The sequence below is a fragment of the Yersinia artesiana genome (genome assembly GCF_902726545.1).
In the GTDB taxonomy this organism is placed as follows: Bacteria; Pseudomonadota; Gammaproteobacteria; order Enterobacterales; family Enterobacteriaceae; genus Yersinia; species Yersinia artesiana.
Genome location: NZ_CACVAD010000016.1, coordinates 12190 through 29861 on the forward strand (window position 1 = coordinate 12190; position 17672 = coordinate 29861).

A 17672-nucleotide genomic window follows, 5' to 3' on the forward strand; every position below is an offset into this window, starting at 1 on the left:
TGAGTAATCAACATACGCTGTGTGTTAAAGCCAGTTTTTTATTTGCACCGACCTACGCAGATGCGTAGGTTTTTTTTTATTTGTTACCTCTGCGGCACCCTCTTCGCGCTATTCTCTCTCATACTATAGTATTCTCTCCTGTGTATATTCATCGACTTATAGAGAAACAGACATGGCTTATCGTTTGCTGCGCGCTCTTTTCCGTGGGTTATTTCGCGTCACCATTGATGGTATTACTGACCAGTTTTCGCATCCAAAACTGATTATCACGCCTAATCACGTTTCTTTCCTTGATGGGGCTTTGTTAGCGCTGTTTCTCCCGATAAAACCGGTATTTGCGGTCTATTCCAACATTACTGAAAGCTGGTATATGCGTTGGTTGAAACCCTATGTGGACTTTGTCGCGCTTGACCCGACCAAACCAATGGCAATCAAACACTTGGTTAGAATGGTCGAACAGGGCAGGCCGGTGGTGATATTCCCCGAAGGGCGCATCACGGTGACCGGCTCATTAATGAAAATCTATGATGGTGCAGCATTTGTTGCCGCGAAATCAGGTGCAGCGGTGGTTCCTATCCGTCTGGAAGGCCCTGAATTTACCCGCTTTGGGCGACTGGGGGAGGTGTTAAAAGTCCGTTGGTTCCCGAAAATCAGTATTCATGTACTGCCCGCGACCACTTTACCTATGCCACAAGCACCGCGTGCCCGTGACCGCAGGGTGCTGGCGGGTGAGCGCTTACACGCCATTATGATGGCGGCGCGGATGGCTATCGTGCCACGGGAAACACTTTTTGAAGCGTTGCTATCCGCACAAACGCGTTATGGGCGTTTTAAACCGTGCATCGAAGATATTTCCTTTAAAGAAGATAGTTATCAAACTCTGCTAAAGAAAATCTTAGGTGTCAGCCGTATCCTGCAACGTTTTACTGCGCAGGGAGAGCATGTGGGGATGCTATTACCCAATGCGACTATCACGGCTGCGGCGATTTTCGGTGCGACCCTCCGTGGCCGCATCCCGGCGCTACTTAACTACACCTCCGGTGCCAAAGGCCTGAAAAGTGCCATCACTGCTGCGTCCCTGAAGACTATTATCACCTCGCGCCAGTTCCTGGAAAAAGGCAAGCTGACACATTTACCTGAACAAGTCACAGAGGCCAATTGGGTCTATCTGGAAGATTTAAAAGATACGGTTACGCTGGCTGATAAATTATGGATTTTATTCCATTTATGCTGCCCACGTCGGGCGATGGTGCCACAACAGGCCGATGATAGTGCCTTGATTTTGTTTACCTCCGGTTCAGAAGGCAACCCGAAAGGCGTGGTGCATTCACATGCCAGCTTATTGGCAAACGTTGAACAGATTCGCACCATTGCAGACTTTACGCCGCGTGATCGCTTTATGTCATCACTGCCACTGTTTCATGCTTTTGGTCTGACGGTCGGTTTATTCACACCGCTAATGACCGGCAGCCGGGTATTTCTTTATCCAAGCCCGCTGCATTATCGGGTGGTGCCAGAATTAGTGTATGACCGTAACTGTACCGTATTATTTGGTACGTCCACTTTCCTGGGGAATTATGCCCGCTTTGCCCATCCATATGACTTTGCCCACTTGCGTTATGTGGTAGCTGGCGCTGAAAAGCTGGCTGATAGCACCAAGCAGATTTGGCAGGACAAGTTTGGTATTCGTATTTTGGAAGGTTATGGCGTGACAGAATGCGCGCCAGTCGTGGCAATTAACGTGCCGATGGCGGCAAAAGTGAATACTGTGGGCCGCATTTTGCCGGGCATGGAATCTCGCGTGATCCCTGCGCCGGGAATCGAACAGGGCGGGCGCTTACAATTGCGCGGCCCGAATATTATGCGCGGTTACCTGAGAGTAGAGAAACCGGGCGTGCTGGAGCAACCCTCCGCTGAAAATATACAGGGTGAGCAGGAAGCGGGTTGGTATGACACCGGTGATATTGTGGCTATCGATGAACAAGGGTTCTGCGCCATTCGTGGCCGCATGAAGCGCTTTGCTAAATTAGCCGGAGAAATGGTATCACTGGAAAGTGTCGAGCAGCTTGTACTGCGAATTTCACCAGAAGGGCAGCATGCGGCAGCCACGAAAACAGATAGCGCCAAAGGGGAAGCCTTGGTGCTGTTTACCACCGACAGTGAGATAACACGCGAGAAATTAGTTAAAGCAGCGCGGGAAAGCGGTGTGCCTGAACTGGCTGTACCGCGCGACATTCGGGTGGTGAAAGCCTTGCCTCTGTTGGGGAGCGGCAAACCTGACTTTGTGACATTAAGTAAAATGGCGGAAGATCCGGAGATGAGCGCATGAGTCAGCAAGCATTAGCAGATAAGCCGTTGTTATCCAGAGGGATGATAGCGGTTCTATGTGCGCAGTTTTTCTCGGCTTTTGGTGATAACGCACTGCTTTTTGCTACGCTGGCATTAATTAAGCAGCAGTTATATCCCGACTGGAGTCAGCCTATTTTACAAATGGCATTCGTCGCGACCTATATCATTCTGGCTCCGTTTGTCGGGCAATTTGCCGATAGCTTTGCCAAAGGGCGAGTGATGATGGTGGCGAATGGCTTGAAGCTGGCCGGTGCGCTGGTTATCTGTTTTGGTTTTAATCCGTTTCTGGGATATAGCCTGGTGGGCGTGGGGGCTGCGGCCTATTCACCCGCTAAATATGGTATTTTGGGTGAAATCACCTCTGGCGAACAGTTGGTTAAAGCCAACGGTATGATGGAAGCTTCAACCATCGCCGCTATTTTACTCGGCTCGGTCGCGGGGGGCGTGTTGGCAGACTGGCACTTGGGCGCGGCATTGGGTGTGTGCGCACTGGTATATGCCATTGCGGTGGTCGCTAATATGTTTATCCCAAAGCTGGCTGCTGCTCGTTCAGGCAGCTCATGGCGACCTCTGGCAATGACCGGCAGCTTCTTTACTGCTTGCCGGGTCTTATGGCGCGATGGTGAAACTCGCTTCTCATTGGCGGGAACCAGTCTATTTTGGGGGGCAGGGGTTACTCTGCGTTTCCTGTTGGTGCTCTGGGTGCCTATCGCGCTGGGGATCACGGATAATGCCACCCCTACATTGCTCAATGCGATGGTGGCAATTGGGATTGTTGTGGGCGCAGGAGCTGCGGCCCGTTTCGTCACACTGAAAACCGTGAAGCGCTGCTTACCGGCGGGTGTACTAATTGGTGTGGCAGTGGCGATTTTTGCTCTGCAACACAGTATGCCGATGGCCTATCTGCTGCTGATTATCATCGGGATTTTGGGCGGGTTCTTTGTGGTTCCGCTTAATGCTTTATTGCAGGAGCGCGGCAAGAATAGCGTCGGTGCCGGTAATGCCATTGCGGTGCAAAATCTCGGTGAAAACACCGCGATGTTGCTGATGTTAGGTTTGTTCTCAGTGGTCGTGAAACTTGGCGTGCCGGTGATAGCGGTGGGGGTTGGTTTCGGCGTGATATTCGCACTGGCAATTGCGTTACTTTGGGGCTGGCAGTGGCGTCAACAGCGACATAAAGCCGCTGAATGATTTGAAAGGTTACATAAGCTGTCTACAGACAAACCCCGACAACTCGATCTTGCAAAGTGAAGGCAGGCAGAAGAGTAAAGCGTCCGCGCCAAGGATGGCGCGGGTCGAGCCTACATGGATGTATTGACGGCGTCTTTACGATCTGCCTGTTTTCACCGCTACGGGCACTTTGTCATTAACCTCAAGGCCGCATCCAGCGGCCTTTTGGCTATTTGAAGAGAGACAGGATTAAGGCGCAGGGAAGGTAAAGCGGGTGTGAATCTCTTCCAATGCATTCAATACTTCCTGACTTAACACCACATTCTGGCTATCAATATTGCTTTTCAGTTGTTCCAACGTGGTTGCACCCAGCAATGTGCTGGCAACAAAAGGTTGCTGGCGTACAAAAGCCAGTGCCATCTGCGCGGGATCCAGCCCATGACGTTTTGCTAACGCCACATATTCAGCCGTGGCTAATTGAGCTTGTGGCCCGGTATAACGAGTGAATCGGCTAAATAAGGTATTACGCGCCCCGGCAGGTTGTGCACCATTAAGGTATTTACCGCTCAGGGTACCAAACGCCAGGCTAGAGTAAGCCAGCAGTTCCACACCTTCGTGTTGACTTATCTCGGCCAAACCGACTTCAAAACTGCGGTTAAGCAAACTGTAGGGATTTTGAATCGACACAATACGCGGTAAAGCATGCTTTTCTGCCAGATGCAGATAACGCATCACCCCCCAAGGTGTTTCATTTGATACGCCGATATAACGGATTTTACCGGCGCGCACCTGCTCGCTCAGCGCTTCCAGTGTCTCAAGCAGGGTGGCTAGTGCCTTATTTTCACTTGTTTTATTTTCAATGGTCTTATCTTCAGTGTAACGGTAATTCAGTTTACCAAAACAGTTGGTTTCTCGTTGCGGCCAATGTAGCTGATAAAGATCAAGATAATCGGTATTAAGGCGTTTAAGGCTGGCATCCAGCGCGGCACGGATGTTTTTCCGATCCAGTGCCATATCATGGCGAATGGGCTTATCGTTGCCGCGTGATGGCCCGGAGACTTTGCTGGCTAAAATAATTTTGTCTCGACTACCGCGGGCTTTGAGCCAGCTACCAATGTATTGCTCGGTTAACCCTTGGGTTTCTGGTTTTGGGGGAACCGGGTACATTTCTGCGGTATCAATCAAGTTAATACCGGCTGCAACGGCATAATCCAGTTGAGCATGGGCATCGGCTTCACTGTTTTGTTCACCAAAAGTCATGGTGCCCAGACCCAGCAGGCTTACTTCTAATGAACTGTGGGGGATACGATGATATTGCATTGCCGACCTTCCTTTGTGTCTGAAGTTATCAGGCTAAGTCAAACCCGCCTTACCCGACTATAACTAAGCACTGCGGCAGGGGGAAGAGGACAAAGAAAAAGTGCAGAAAATAGTGGGAAAGGGGCGCGACGAATCGCACCCGAGATATTTTTATTTTACTGGCTTATTTTTCTTTCCGCGCATGAGGTTGAGGGTTTCAACACCCATTGAGAAGAACATGGCGAAGTAGATGTAGCCTTTCGGAATATGAATCTGGAAACTTTCCAACATCAGGGTAAACCCGACCAAAATCAGGAAAGATAATGCCAGCATTTTGACGGAGGGGTGGCGGTTAACAAACTCACCAATCGGCCGGGCAGCAAACATCATTACGCCCACGGCAATAACGACTGCGGCCATCATAATGAACAGATGATCTGACAGCCCTACCGCAGTTATCACCGAGTCCAGGCTAAAGATGATATCCAACAGCATGATTTGCACGATAGCTGCAAAGAAAGAACTGACATTACTGCTATGGTCGGTATCACTGCCCTCAATGGTCTCATGAATTTCTTTGCTGGCTTTCCAAATCAGGAACAAGCCACCCAACAGCAAAATGAGATCCCGCATCGAGACGCCATGACCGGCCAGAGTAAACAACGGCTCCGTCAGGCGGATAACCCAGGCGATAGAAGCCAGTAATGCCAAACGCATAAGCATCGCACCGGCCAAACCAAGGCGACGGGCTTTGTTTTGCTGCGCTTTAGGTAATTTTGCGACCACTAAAGAAAGGAAAATAATATTGTCTATGCCGAGAACGATCTCGAGGATAGTCAGTGTGCCTAGCGCCAACCAGGCATTTGGATCGGCAATCCATTCAAACATTGTGCCTTACACCTTACGGAAATTACGGAGTTTGCGGAAACACAAAGATACAATTATACGCGTTTATTGGTTAAGCGGAATAATAGGATTCATCCGTTAAAGCAAAAAGTGTCGGGCCAGCATTGGGCCGGTAAAGGTTTTTTTCAGATAAAAGCCACGGGGTAAGGTCATGATGGGCTGCCCGTGTTCGCCGATGGCTTCAGTTAATGCGCGGCTATTGGCCGCTTTCGGGCGCAGCTGTAAGACTTCGCCATGACGAGCCGTAATAGTTTCAACTTTGCCCAAAACGATAAGATCCATTAACTCTTCCCAATCGCGGCGCAGCAATTCTTCCTCTTCCTCATTCGGGCTCCACAATAAAGGAGCGCCAACCCGGCGCAGTGCTAACGGAATTTGCCGTTCACCTTCAACAGGCACCCACAACACGCGGGCCAATTTATGCCGTACATGGCTGCTTTCCCAGGTGATGCCGCTATTACCGGTCAGGGGGGCAACACAGACGAAAGTGGTCTCCAGCGGTTTACCTTGGGCGCTGATAGGAATGGTTTTCAGCTCGATACCAATATTGGCAAAGTCCTGTTCAGGTTTACTGCCCGCGCTGGCTCCCAGATAGAATTCCAGCAACATACCAACCCAGCCCTTTGTCCGTTTTAAATCGGCCGGAATGTTCCAGCCCGCTCTGCTTGCCAATTCGCCGAGAGTAAAACCTGAGAGTGCTTCAGCACGTTGAAAAAGTTGATATTCATCAGTGGGCGGTGCCGGGGGCAGTGAATAAACAGACATAAAATGAAAACCTGCTAAAGTCGGTTAAAAAGTGAACTGAAATAAAAGTGACCGTAGATGTATTGTTATCCCGTCCAGCAGAAACAAATAATAGCATGATTTAACGGAAGTTTTCTTTCCTTCCGCCCGATAAATACTTCCAATTGAGCTATCTTGTGCACCTGCTGACAGGAATAATGAACAGGATCTTACACCTATTTATCCACAGATTTATTGGATAACCTCAATAAATCACGATCACTGGTTCAATTTACAGCCTTGACGGCAGGTTTTTTTGCGCGTTTTGCCTTTTTTTGCATAACTTTGCCTCATTATCTGTGGATAAAAACCACATTGATGGATCTTTAGCCAGACTCAGATCCAAAACGGATATAGATCACATTTTGAGGTAGTAAATACCTGTGGGAAACCTGTTATTTTATTGAAATTAATCATTTATTTTTTCTGGTATTTTTGTCGTATAATTACGTTAAAATGAGTTGTACCTGCTTTTCCCTAGAGTTCTACACACCTATATCCACAGAAAAAGTGAATAAAATGGCGCGCGCGGCCCTTAGGGTGTTTATAACTTTGCCAATATCTGTGAGTTATCCCAGAGTTATCAGGTTTCGCTGGCGGATAAGCAGTGGTTTACCGCCTGTTGCTAGTGTGAAACAATCAGAGCATCTTTGAGTTTTAAGCTTATCGAGGTAGTCCGGTGATCGATGATGATGGCTACCGCCCGAACGTGGGTATCGTAATTTGTAATCGGCAGGGCGAAGTGTTGTGGGCCAGGCGTTACGGTCAGCACTCCTGGCAGTTTCCCCAAGGGGGGATAAACCCCGGTGAGACACCAGAGCAGGCAATGTATCGTGAACTTTTTGAAGAAGTAGGACTTAACAAAAAAGATGTCCGAATTCTGGCTTCAACTCGTAACTGGTTACGCTACAAATTACCAAAACGTTTGGTGCGTTGGGATACAAAGCCGGTATGCATCGGCCAAAAACAGCGATGGTTTCTACTACAGTTAATGTGTAATGAAGCCGATATCAACATGCAACGCAGTAGTACTCCGGAGTTTGATGGCTGGCGATGGGTCAGTTATTGGTATCCGGTGCGTCAGGTGGTGTCTTTTAAACGGGATGTTTATCGTCGCGTGATGAAAGAGTTTGCTCCAACCGTAATGCCTGTGCAGGAGGCAGCTCCGCCACGGGTACCGCCCGCTTATCGCCGTAAAAGAGGTTAAGTTAAGCCGATCATGCTCACGCGTTTGCGAGAAATAGTTGAGAAAGTGGCGATGGCAACCAGCCTAACGGATGCGTTAGAGCTGTTGGTCAATGAAACCTGTCTGGCGATGGACACGGAAGTCTGCTCGATTTATCTGGCAGATAATGACCGCCGTTGTTATTACCTGATGGCGACACGGGGTTTGAAAAAGCCCCGTGGTCGCACCATTACGCTGGCTTTTGACGAAGGGATTGTCGGGCTGGTAGGGCGCCTGGCCGAGCCTATTAACCTGGCCGATGCACAGAGCCACCCCAGTTTTAAATATGTTCCCCAGGTTAAAGAGGATCGCTTCCGGGCATTTCTCGGCGTGCCTATTATTTATCGCCGCCAATTGCTTGGTGTGCTGGTGGTTCAGCAGCGTGAACATCGTCAGTTTGATGAGAGCGAAGAGTCGTTCATGGTCACGCTGGCAACACAACTGGCGGGTATTCTTTCTCAATCTCAGCTCAATGCCATTTTTGGCCAATACCGCCAAACACGTATCCGCGCACTGGCTGCGGCACCCGGGGTTGCGGTTGCTGAGGGCTGGCAGGATACTTCGCAGCCTTCCCTCGATTTGGTTTACGAGGCCTCGACACTCGATACTGCTCAAGAGCGTGAACGCCTGACACAAGCGCTGGAGGAGGCCGCGGCCGAATTCCGCCGCTTCAGTAAGCGTTTCGCCGCCAGCTCACAAAAAGAGAGCGCGGCGATTTTCGATCTCTATTCCCACTTGCTCAATGACGCTCGCCTAAAGCGCGAACTTTTCGCTCAAATTGACGCCGGATCAGTGGCGGAATGGGCGGTTAAGCAAGTCGTCGAACAATTTGCCGCGCAGTTTGCCAGCTTGCAAGATACTTATATGCGCGAGCGCGCCAGTGATCTGCGGGCATTGGGCCAGCGCTTGTTGTTTCATCTCGACGACAGCACTTCTGGTGCCAGCCAGTGGCCTGAGCGTTTTATTCTGGTGGCCGATGAACTCACCGCCACACTATTAGCTGAAGTACCACAAGATCGCCTCGCCGGTGTGGTGGTGCGTGATGGGGCTGCTAACTCCCATGCCGCCATTCTGGTGCGCGCCATGGGGATCCCGACAGTGATGGGCGCAGATATTCAACCTGCGCTGCTGAATCAGCGGTTACTGATTGTTGATGGTTATCGCGGAGAAGTGCTGGTTGATCCTGAACCGGTGCTGGTCAAAGAGTATCAACGGCTGGTCACGGAAGAGATTGAACTTAGTAAGCTGGCTGAAGATGATGTTGAGCAACCCGCCGCGCTGAAAAGTGGTGAGCGGATCCAGGTGATGCTCAATGCGGGCCTTAGCCCGGAACATGAACAACTGTTGGGCGGGCGAGTGGATGGCGTGGGCCTCTATCGCACCGAGATCCCCTTTATGCTGCAAAGTGGCTTCCCATCAGAGGAAGAGCAGGTGGCACAGTATCAAGGTATGTTGCAGCTTTACCCGAACAAACCAGTCACACTCAGGACTCTGGACATTGGTGCCGATAAACAGCTTCCTTACATGCCGATCAGTGAGGAAAACCCCTGCCTGGGCTGGCGTGGTATCCGTGTCACACTCGATCAGCCAGAGATCTTTTTGATCCAGGTCAGAGCGATGCTTAGGGCTAATGCCGGAACCGGTAATCTGGGTATTTTATTGCCGATGATCACCAGTTTAGAAGAGGTCGATGAGGCAAAACGCTTGATTGATCGTGCTGGTCGTGAAGTTCAGGAAGTTTTGGGCTATGAATTGCCCCAGCCTAAACTGGGTGTGATGGTTGAAGTGCCAGCCATGATATTTATGCTGCCGTATCTGAAATCACGAGTCGATTTTATCTCGGTCGGCACTAACGATCTGACGCAATATTTGCTGGCGGTAGACCGTAATAACACGCGTGTTGCTTCGCTGTATGACAGCTTGCATCCGGCGATGCTACAAGTGCTGAGTCACATTTTGGCTCAGGCGACACAGTATGGCCTGCAAGTGAGTTTATGTGGTGAAATGGCGGGCGACCCGATGGGCGCTTTGTTGCTGGTTGGGCTGGGGTATCGCAACCTCAGCATGAATGGCCGCAGTGTGGCGCGCATTAAATATCTGCTGCGCAATATTGATTTAGTGGATGCACAAGCTTTGGCTGAGCGGGTATTAAACGCCCAAATGACCACGGATGTACGCCATCTCACGGCGGCATTTATGGAGCGTAGAGGGTTAGGTGGTTTGATTCGCGGCGGAAAGTAATGTTACAGAACTTTACCTACTGTGGCTCCCCTGAGTGGCCTTGGGCTATGCTATTATGCGCAACTTGTGGCCCTAACCGGGCAAGTATATTCATTTTCTCAAAATATGAGACATTTCGTGGTGATAGATGAGCAATAGCTATCTGGCGTTTCCTAAATTCGATCCGGTCATTTTCTCAATTGGCCCGGTTTCCCTGCATTGGTATGGCCTGATGTACTTGGTGGGCTTCGTCTTCGCTATGTGGTTGGCGGTTCGTCGGGCCAATAAGCCGGGCAGTGGCTGGACCAAAGAAGAAGTCGAAAATCTCCTTTACGCCGGCTTCCTCGGGGTGTTTGTCGGTGGTCGTGTTGGTTATGTTCTGTTCTATAACCTGCCGCTGTTCCTCGATAATCCACTGTATCTGTTTAAGGTGTGGGATGGCGGCATGTCGTTCCACGGCGGTTTGATTGGTGTTATCTGTGTGATGCTGTGGTTTGCTCGCCGCACCAAGCGCCATTTCTTCCAGGTTGCTGATTTTATTGCGCCACTGATTCCATTTGGCTTAGGCGCTGGCCGCTTGGGTAACTTTATCAATGGCGAGCTGTGGGGCCGGGTCACCACGGATACTCCATGGGCGATGCTGTTCCCGACTTCTCGGGGCGAAGATATTGCGATTGTTGCCGCCGACCCTGCTAAGTGGCAGGCAATCTTTAATCAATACGGTGTATTGCCGCGCCACCCTTCGCAATTATATGAAATGATTCTGGAAGGGGTGGTGCTGTTTATCATCCTGAACCTGTTTATCCGCAAGCCGCGCCCCATGGGCAGTGTTTCAGGCCTGTTCCTGATTGGTTATGGCGCGTTCCGTATTATTGTGGAATGTTTCCGCCAGCCTGACGCCCAGCTTGGCTTGTTCGACGGCGTGATCAGCATGGGGCAGATCCTCTCTGTACCTATGATTCTGGCCGGTATCATTATGATGATTTGGGCGTATCGCCGTCCTGCGCAACAACTTTCGTGAGGTAACATGAAACAGTATCTGGATTTGATGAAAAAAGTGCTGGAAGAAGGCACGACCAAAGATGACCGCACCGGTACTGGAACGCTGTCGATTTTTGGGCATCAGATGCGTTTCAATTTACAAGATGGTTTCCCACTGGTAACCACCAAGCGTTGCCATTTGCGTTCCATCATTCATGAGTTGTTATGGTTCCTCAACGGCGATACCAATATTGGTTATCTGAAGGAAAATAACGTCTCAATCTGGGATGAGTGGGCCGATGAAAACGGTGATCTTGGCCCGGTTTATGGTAAGCAGTGGCGCGCTTGGGGCGCTGCTGATGGCCGCCAGATTGACCAACTGAGTAAGGTAGTGCAGCAGCTTAAGCAAGACCCAAACTCCCGTCGTATTATCGTTTCTGCATGGAATGTGGGTGAGTTGGATCAAATGGCTTTGGCACCGTGCCATGCTTTCTTCCAGTTTTATGTGGCTGATGGCAAGCTATCTTGTCAGCTATATCAACGCTCTTGCGATGTGTTCCTCGGCTTACCATTTAACATTGCCAGCTATGCATTACTGGTACATATGATGGCACAGCAATGTGATTTGGCTGTGGGTGATTTTGTCTGGACGGGGGGCGATACGCACTTATACAGCAACCATATTGAGCAAACTCACCTGCAATTAAGCCGTGAACCGCGGGCTCTGCCAAAACTGATTATCAAACGTAAACCTGCTTCATTGTTTGATTATCGTTTCGAAGATTTTGAAATTGAAGGTTACGATCCTCACCCTGGCATCAAAGCCCCGATTGCTATCTGATGTTAAACCGGAGCCAAATGGCTCCGGTTTATACCCGTCATACTTCAAGCTGCATGTGCGTTGGCTACGTTCAATAACCCGAATCACTTACTTGTGTAAGCTCATCGGGATTATCTCTCTTGCCGCCTTCCTGCAACTCGAATTATTTAGGGTATATACCACTAATTTTTAGCCTGCAACAACCCCTTTAATAGCCATTCCTTTCATTTTATCTACTACGTCTACTGGCAAAAAATTGCGAAGCGCGCCGCACCTTTATTGGTATTTATGTCGCTATAAATAAAATTTTGCGTACCACTTCCAGCCTTCATTAAGCGCTACTGGATCTCAATTTTTCACGACGTAAACTCACGCCATGAAAACCAATCTACGACTCAATAAACTGCGTTTGATCAGTGGAAATATTATTAAAAAACAAAAAGGTATTAGCCTTATTGAACTGCTATTAGTCATTGCCTTGGCCGGTATGATGACTGTATGGGGGGTACAGAGTTGGCACCATTACCGCCAACGGGAAAGACTTGCGGACAGTGCTCGCCAGTTACTTGCTTTTTTAACACATTTACAGGCCAAGGCTAATCGCAGCAACAGCACAACATTACTGTGGATACGGCAAGACAAACAGGGGTGTTTAGGCAGTGGCAATGAGCCAACAGGAGCTTGTTCATTATTAGAGGGGGAAATATTTATTCCACCTTATTCTAATGTTTCTATGACGATTTCTTTAAATAAAGAAATCGGTTTTTATGGCATCAGAAACACGGCGCAGGCAGGAAATATTGTGCTCAGTAACCCGGCCGGGCGTATCCGGTTAATTATCTCTAGCCGTGGGCGAATCCGGCTATGTAGTGAGGGGCAATCAATAGCAGGGATTCATTTATGCCAGAAATAGCAAAGAAGCTGGATGCCTCTGTACCTGAGCATTTTTCGCAGAAATACAGGGCCGGTTTTACCCTGCCAGAAATGATGCTGGCACTGAGTATTGGCAGCATGATTATTATGGCCGCCACACAAGTTTTCCCCCAATTACACAAGCAAATATCAATATTGCAGCAACATTATCATCTGGAGCTGGCGCTAAGCCAAATTATGGCGGCCCTGGAAAAGGATCTTCGGCGGGCGGGATTTTGTCACGGCGAGTGTCAGGGAAAGGCAATTACAACAGCTAGTTACCCAAATGAAGCCTCAAACTCTTGCCTGATTGTTGCTTATGACCTCAATCGCAATGGCCGGTGGGAAGGGGAGAAACATCAGGAATCTGAATACTTTGGTTACCGTCTGCGTAATAAAGCATTGGAAGGTCAGCGTGGCGCACTGAATTGTTCGGGCAGCGGTTGGGAAAAACTGTTTGATCCGAAAGAAATCACTATAACGCATTTTTCTGTTAACCGATTGCTGCTGCAAACCGCAGAACCGGTTTATCGTGTGCAACTGGCGGGGCAAAAAAAAGGTCATCCAGAGATACACCGCCGACTGACTTATACCATTCGCGGGAATAATTTATGAGACTGGAACAACAGCAGGGGACGAGTACTTTGGCTGCCATCGCTACTCTTTTTGCACTTGGTTTATTTCTGCTATCAGCTTTACATCGGCAATTGGATAATATTCAGAGAATTACCGTGGAGGAACAGCACCACTTACGTGCCTTTAATCAAGCGGCATCTTCATTGAATTGGGGCGTAACCCAGAGTTGGTCATTCAGCTTGCCGTGGCAGAGGGGAGCAGTATGGCATTGTCATGAGCAGCCACAATATGGCTTAAAAGCCTGCATTAGACCGTCATCGCTGGCTGGCTTTTTTATTCTTAGAGGAGAGAGCCAATCTTTCGGAACTCAGCCGCCTTTGATGCTCTACCAGCGAACTAAACTGAATTCAGAACAAGGAAATAAAGGGCAGTATCGATTGATGAAAGCTGCTCATGGTTGGCTAGATTTTTGCCCGGACAAGGATGCTAAATTTTGTATTTAGTCAGATATCGTGACCCGCCACAACATGCTAAAAATCATACTCAACAGGGGTTTAGCCTGCCAGAGGCCTTAATTGCAGCACTTTTTTTCTCAGTCTCGCTGCTGGGATTGCTGCAATACCATCAGGTACTTTTGCAGGGTTTCTCTTCTTTATGGCAGCAACGGCAAGCGTGGTCTTTGCTTAATCAACATATTGACAGTGGTGGTGACAAGTCTGCTAAGGCGCTTATCTCTGGAATCAAACCTCACTGGCAATACCGTCAGTTTATAAAGCGAATTGACGGGGAGTGCACTGAGTTTACATTCACCCTGAGAATACAGCCGAAGCAGCAGGCAGAATTAAGTCGTTGGTTTTGTAATACGAGTGAGGGTAGTTAGTCGTATGGCTATAAAGAGGATAATGACGATAACCTATTGCGCTCATTCATTATCAAGCTAGAGTATTAAACTTCAGGATTTATCCACAAGTGATAATCAGCTGGTTTAATCATTTATGGATATTCTCCATAGTGCCTTAAGGGAGTCATCATGTTCACGGTTTATCATTCTAATCAATTGGATTTACTCAAAGCGCTAACAACTGCGCTGATAGAACGAGAACCGTTGGATAACCCTTTTCAGCAAGAAGTGGTACTGGTGCAAAGCCCTGGTATGGCTCAATGGCTCCAAATGCAATTGGCTCAACAATTTAGCATTGCAGCTAATATTGAATTTCCATTGCCAGCAACCTTTATCTGGGAAATGTTTACCCGTGTGTTACCCGGCATCCCAAAAGAAAGCGCATTTAGCAAAGATGCCATGACATGGAAACTCATGTGGTTATTACCGGATTTATTGGAAAATCCGGTATTTTCTGCGATGAAACGCTATTTAAGCGACGATAGCGATAAGCGTAAAATTCACCAACTTGCGGCACGAGTCGCTGACCTGTTTGACCAATATCTGGTGTATCGCCCTGAATGGCTTGAGAGCTGGGAACGTGGTCAACTCATTGATAATTTGGATGATGCCCAGCAGTGGCAAGCTTTACTGTGGGTTGAATTAACGCGCTATACCCGCCAATTAGAACAACCGGAATGGCACCGCGCCAATCTCTATCAGCGTTTTATTCGCACACTTCTTGAATCCGATGTTTGTCCGGCAGGGTTGCCCAAACGAGTATTCATCTGTGGTATATCCGCATTACCCCCAATCTATTTACAGGCCTTACAAGCACTGGGTAAACACATCGATATCCATTTGATGTTTACTAACCCGTGCCGTTATTTCTGGGGGGACATTCAGGATTATGCTTTTCTGGCGAAATTACAAAGCCGTAAACGCAGGCATTATCGTGAATCGCTGGAAGTAAAATTGTTCCGTGACCCTGAGCGGGCGGAGCAACTATTTAATGCTGATGGTGAACAAGACCTTAGTAACCCGTTATTGGCCTCATGGGGGCGACTTGGCCGTGACCACATGTATCTGTTATCCCAGGTTGATGAGATCCAAGAGGTTCATGCTTTTGTTGATATCGAACCTGATAACCTATTACATGGTATTCAACACGATATGCTGGAGCTTGAAGACCATGCCGTTATTGGTACTACACCAGAGACATTAGCGCATAGCCACCAAAAGCGAGTTTTAGATCTCAGGGATCGCTCCCTAAGCATACACGTCTGCCACAGCTCTCAGCGCGAAGTTGAAGTCTTACAAGATAATCTGCTGCGATTATTGGAGGCCGACCCTGAACTGACTCCGCGTGACATTATTGTCATGGTCGCTGACATTGATAGCTATACCCCCTATATTCAGGCCACATTTGGTAATGCTACAGGGGATCGCTATTTGCCATTTGCGATTTCAGACCGCAAGGCTAGCCAGGCACATCCCGCACTTCAGGCTTTTATCTCTCTACTTGATTTGCCCCAGAGCCGTTTTACTTCTGAGCAGGTATTAACCCTGCTGGAAGTGCCCGCTTTAGCCAATAAATTTGGTATTACCGAAGATGGATTGCGCCGTTTACGGCAATGGGTTGGCGAGTCAGGTATCCGCTGGGGATTAGATGATGACAATGTGCGTGAGTTGTCTCTGCCCGCAACCGGTCAGCATACCTGGCATTTTGGCCTGACTCGTATGCTGCTGGGTTATGCTATGGACAGCAATGCCGGTGACTGGCAAGGGGTTTTGCCCTATGACGAATCCAGCGGTTTAGCGGCTGAGCTTGCCGGGCAATTAGCGGATATGTTGATGCAATTGAGCCAGTGGCGACAGCAATTAAGCGAATCTCGTTCACTGAGTGAATGGCTACCATTATGCCGTCAATTATTAGAGACCTTCTTTGAGCCCGATAATGATACTGAAGCGGTGCTGGTTCTGATTGAGCAGCAATGGCAGAAGGTTATCAGCTATGGTATTGCTGCCCAATATCCGGATATCGTGCCACTGAATCTGTTGCGGGATGAACTGGCTTCGCGCCTGGACAATGAACGTATTAGCCAGCGCTTCCTCGCGGGGCCAATCAATTTCTGTACACTGATGCCAATGCGTTCAATCCCGTTTAAAGTGGTGTGCTTATTAGGGATGAATGACGGTGTTTACCCACGAACACTACCGCCGTTGGGTTTTGACTTGATGGCTAAACAGGTTCGCCGTGGTGACCGTAGCCGCCGTGATGACGACCGCTATCTGTTCCTTGAAGCATTACTCTCCGCCCAGCAGCAACTCTATATCAGTTATATCGGACGCTCGATTCAAGACAACAGTAAGCGCTATCCTTCAGTTCTGGTTAGTGAGTTGATTGAATACATTTCACAAAGTTATCACTTGCCAGGTGATGAAGAACTCAGTGCAGATGACAGTGCCAAACGGGTCATTCAACATTTACTCTGCTGGCATGCGCGTATGCCGTTTGCAGCAGAGAATTTTACCCAAAATAGTGAGTTACAAAGCTATGCCGCTGAATGGTTACCTGCTGCTGAGTCCCGAGGGGCGGCACACCCAGAATTTACTCAGCCTCTGCCGCCAGAACCCTTACCTGAAATCACTCTTGATGAATTAATCCGCTTTTATCGCCACCCTGTGAGGGCATTTTTCCAACGCCGGTTGGGGGTGAATTTCGTTATTGAAGAAACGGAACTGCCCGATGAAGAACCCTTTACTTTGGATAATCTCAACCGTTATCAGTTTAATACTCAACTATTGGATGCATTGATAGAAGAAAGTGATATCAATACTGTCTTCACCCATGCCCGTGCGGCGGGTAACCTTCCTTATGGTTCTTTCGGCGAGCTTTACTGGGAAAGCCAGCAAGAAGAAATGCTGCCATTAGCTGAACAAATTCGTGCTGAACGCAAAGATAGTCACAGTATTGAACTAAATATTGAGTTTGGGGATACCACCCTGACTGGATGGATGCATCAAATTCAGGAAGATGGCTTGGTTCGCTGGCGACCCGCGGCACTGACAGCGGTCGATGGGCTTTTATTGTGGATTGAACATGTGGCGTATTGCGCCGCCGGCGGTGAGGGTGACAGCCGAATGTATGGCCGTAAAGGAACCGCATGGCGTTATGCCCCACTGGATTGTGATGAAGCCCGGCAATATTTACAGCAGTTAATCAGTGGCTATCAGCAAGGTATGTGCGAACCTTTACTACTACTGAGTAAAAGCGGCTGGGCATGGTTGAGTCAGTGCTTTGATCGCGAGTCTGGTCAAATTTTGTGGGATGAAGAAACACAAACCAAAGCCCGAATGAAACTTTTACAGGTTTGGCAAGGTGACCAACGGATTGCCGGAGAAGGTGAGGATAACTATATACAACGGGTATTCCGCCTGATGGATAATCAACATCTCGACACGATATTAAACGAAACTGAACGTTATTTATTACCCATAGCTCGCCATAATAAGGCGTGATAGCTGTGCATGACCAAACCAGATTTTAG

14 protein-coding genes are annotated in these 17672 nt (G+C 48.7%); 11 read left to right on the forward strand and 3 right to left on the reverse strand.

Annotated elements, in window-relative coordinates; all coding sequences use genetic code 11:
* Window positions 1-172: 172 nt before the first annotated feature.
* On the forward strand, window positions 173-2329 hold the full coding sequence (gene aas, locus HU019_RS07235) for a bifunctional acyl-ACP--phospholipid O-acyltransferase/long-chain-fatty-acid--ACP ligase (protein ID WP_174848567.1): 2157 nt from the start codon (window positions 173-175) through the stop codon (window positions 2327-2329).
* Window positions 2326-3540 carry a lysophospholipid transporter LplT gene (gene lplT, locus HU019_RS07240; protein ID WP_174848568.1) on the forward strand — a complete coding sequence of 405 codons (1215 nt, stop codon included), beginning with the start codon at window positions 2326-2328 and terminating at the stop codon, window positions 3538-3540. Before aas ends, lplT begins: the two co-directional genes overlap by 4 nt.
* A 228-nt stretch (window positions 3541-3768) precedes the next feature.
* On the opposite strand, the gene HU019_RS07245 is transcribed toward lplT, so the two are convergent.
* The 3 genes from HU019_RS07245 to mutH form a co-directional block, all read right to left on the reverse strand.
* Complete coding sequence (locus HU019_RS07245; protein ID WP_174848569.1) at window positions 3769-4839, reverse strand: NADP(H)-dependent aldo-keto reductase; 1071 nt, start codon at window positions 4837-4839, stop codon at window positions 3769-3771.
* 150 nt (window positions 4840-4989) lie between these two features.
* On the reverse strand, window positions 4990-5706 hold the full coding sequence (locus HU019_RS07250) for a TerC family protein (RefSeq protein ID WP_050078662.1): 717 nt from the start codon (window positions 5704-5706) through the stop codon (window positions 4990-4992).
* A gap of 96 nt (window positions 5707-5802) precedes the next feature.
* The gene (mutH, locus tag HU019_RS07255; protein WP_174848570.1) at window positions 5803-6489 is read right to left on the reverse strand and encodes a DNA mismatch repair endonuclease MutH; all 687 of its coding nucleotides are present in this window, start codon (window positions 6487-6489) and stop codon (window positions 5803-5805) included.
* A 697-nt stretch (window positions 6490-7186) separates the two neighbouring features.
* On the opposite strand from mutH, the gene rppH reads away from it, so the two are divergent.
* The 9 genes from rppH to recC all read left to right on the forward strand — a co-directional run bounded on the left by rppH (window position 7187) and on the right by recC (window position 17643).
* Window positions 7187-7714: an RNA pyrophosphohydrolase gene (gene rppH, locus HU019_RS07260; protein ID WP_005165374.1), complete on the forward strand. Its 528-nt coding sequence runs from the start codon at window positions 7187-7189 to the stop codon at window positions 7712-7714.
* A 12-nt stretch (window positions 7715-7726) separates the two neighbouring features.
* Window positions 7727-9973, forward strand: a complete 2247-nt coding sequence (gene ptsP, locus HU019_RS07265) for a phosphoenolpyruvate--protein phosphotransferase (protein ID WP_174848571.1) — start codon at window positions 7727-7729, stop codon at window positions 9971-9973.
* A gap of 127 nt (window positions 9974-10100) precedes the next feature.
* On the forward strand, window positions 10101-10973 hold the full coding sequence (gene lgt, locus HU019_RS07270) for a prolipoprotein diacylglyceryl transferase (RefSeq protein ID WP_011816984.1): 873 nt from the start codon (window positions 10101-10103) through the stop codon (window positions 10971-10973).
* 6 nt (window positions 10974-10979) lie between these two features.
* Entirely contained in the window at window positions 10980-11774 is a 795-nt protein-coding gene (gene thyA / locus HU019_RS07275; protein WP_005165383.1) for a thymidylate synthase, read from the forward strand.
* A gap of 355 nt (window positions 11775-12129) precedes the next feature.
* Window positions 12130-12666, forward strand: a complete 537-nt coding sequence (locus HU019_RS07280; protein WP_174848572.1) for a prepilin peptidase-dependent protein — start codon at window positions 12130-12132, stop codon at window positions 12664-12666.
* Entirely contained in the window at window positions 12654-13280 is a 627-nt protein-coding gene (locus HU019_RS07285) for a prepilin peptidase-dependent protein (RefSeq protein ID WP_174848573.1), read from the forward strand. Before HU019_RS07280 ends, HU019_RS07285 begins: the two co-directional genes overlap by 13 nt.
* A complete protein-coding gene (locus HU019_RS07290) occupies window positions 13277-13744 on the forward strand; it encodes a YgdB family protein (protein ID WP_174848574.1) in 468 nt (155 codons plus the stop codon). The genes HU019_RS07285 and HU019_RS07290 overlap by 4 nt, the downstream gene beginning before the upstream one ends.
* Window positions 13735-14121 (forward strand): prepilin-type N-terminal cleavage/methylation domain-containing protein, encoded by a 387-nt coding sequence (locus HU019_RS07295; protein ID WP_174848575.1) that lies wholly within the window; start codon window positions 13735-13737, stop codon window positions 14119-14121. The genes HU019_RS07290 and HU019_RS07295 overlap by 10 nt, the downstream gene beginning before the upstream one ends.
* Before the next feature lie 150 nt (window positions 14122-14271).
* Window positions 14272-17643, forward strand: coding sequence for an exodeoxyribonuclease V subunit gamma (gene recC / locus HU019_RS07300; RefSeq protein ID WP_174848576.1), 3372 nt, complete (start codon window positions 14272-14274; stop codon window positions 17641-17643).
* Window positions 17644-17672 lie beyond the last annotated feature (29 nt).

Excerpts from the sequence above, each read along its gene's own strand:
- aas (WP_174848567.1), top strand. The coding sequence starts at position 173 with ATGGCTTATCGTTTGCTGCGCGCTCTTTTCCGTGGGTTATTTCGCGTC.
- lplT (WP_174848568.1), top strand. The coding sequence starts at position 2,326 with ATGAGTCAGCAAGCATTAGCAGATAAGCCGTTGTTATCCAGAGGGATG.
- HU019_RS07245 (WP_174848569.1), bottom strand. The coding sequence starts at position 4,839 with ATGCAATATCATCGTATCCCCCACAGTTCATTAGAAGTAAGCCTGCTG.
- HU019_RS07250 (WP_050078662.1), bottom strand. The coding sequence starts at position 5,706 with ATGTTTGAATGGATTGCCGATCCAAATGCCTGGTTGGCGCTAGGCACA.
- mutH (WP_174848570.1), bottom strand. The coding sequence starts at position 6,489 with ATGTCTGTTTATTCACTGCCCCCGGCACCGCCCACTGATGAATATCAA.
- ptsP (WP_174848571.1), top strand. The coding sequence starts at position 7,727 with ATGCTCACGCGTTTGCGAGAAATAGTTGAGAAAGTGGCGATGGCAACC.
- lgt (WP_011816984.1), top strand. The coding sequence starts at position 10,101 with ATGAGCAATAGCTATCTGGCGTTTCCTAAATTCGATCCGGTCATTTTC.
- thyA (WP_005165383.1), top strand. The coding sequence starts at position 10,980 with ATGAAACAGTATCTGGATTTGATGAAAAAAGTGCTGGAAGAAGGCACG.
- HU019_RS07280 (WP_174848572.1), top strand. The coding sequence starts at position 12,130 with ATGAAAACCAATCTACGACTCAATAAACTGCGTTTGATCAGTGGAAAT.
- HU019_RS07285 (WP_174848573.1), top strand. The coding sequence starts at position 12,654 with ATGCCAGAAATAGCAAAGAAGCTGGATGCCTCTGTACCTGAGCATTTT.
- HU019_RS07290 (WP_174848574.1), top strand. The coding sequence starts at position 13,277 with ATGAGACTGGAACAACAGCAGGGGACGAGTACTTTGGCTGCCATCGCT.
- recC (WP_174848576.1), top strand. The coding sequence starts at position 14,272 with ATGTTCACGGTTTATCATTCTAATCAATTGGATTTACTCAAAGCGCTA.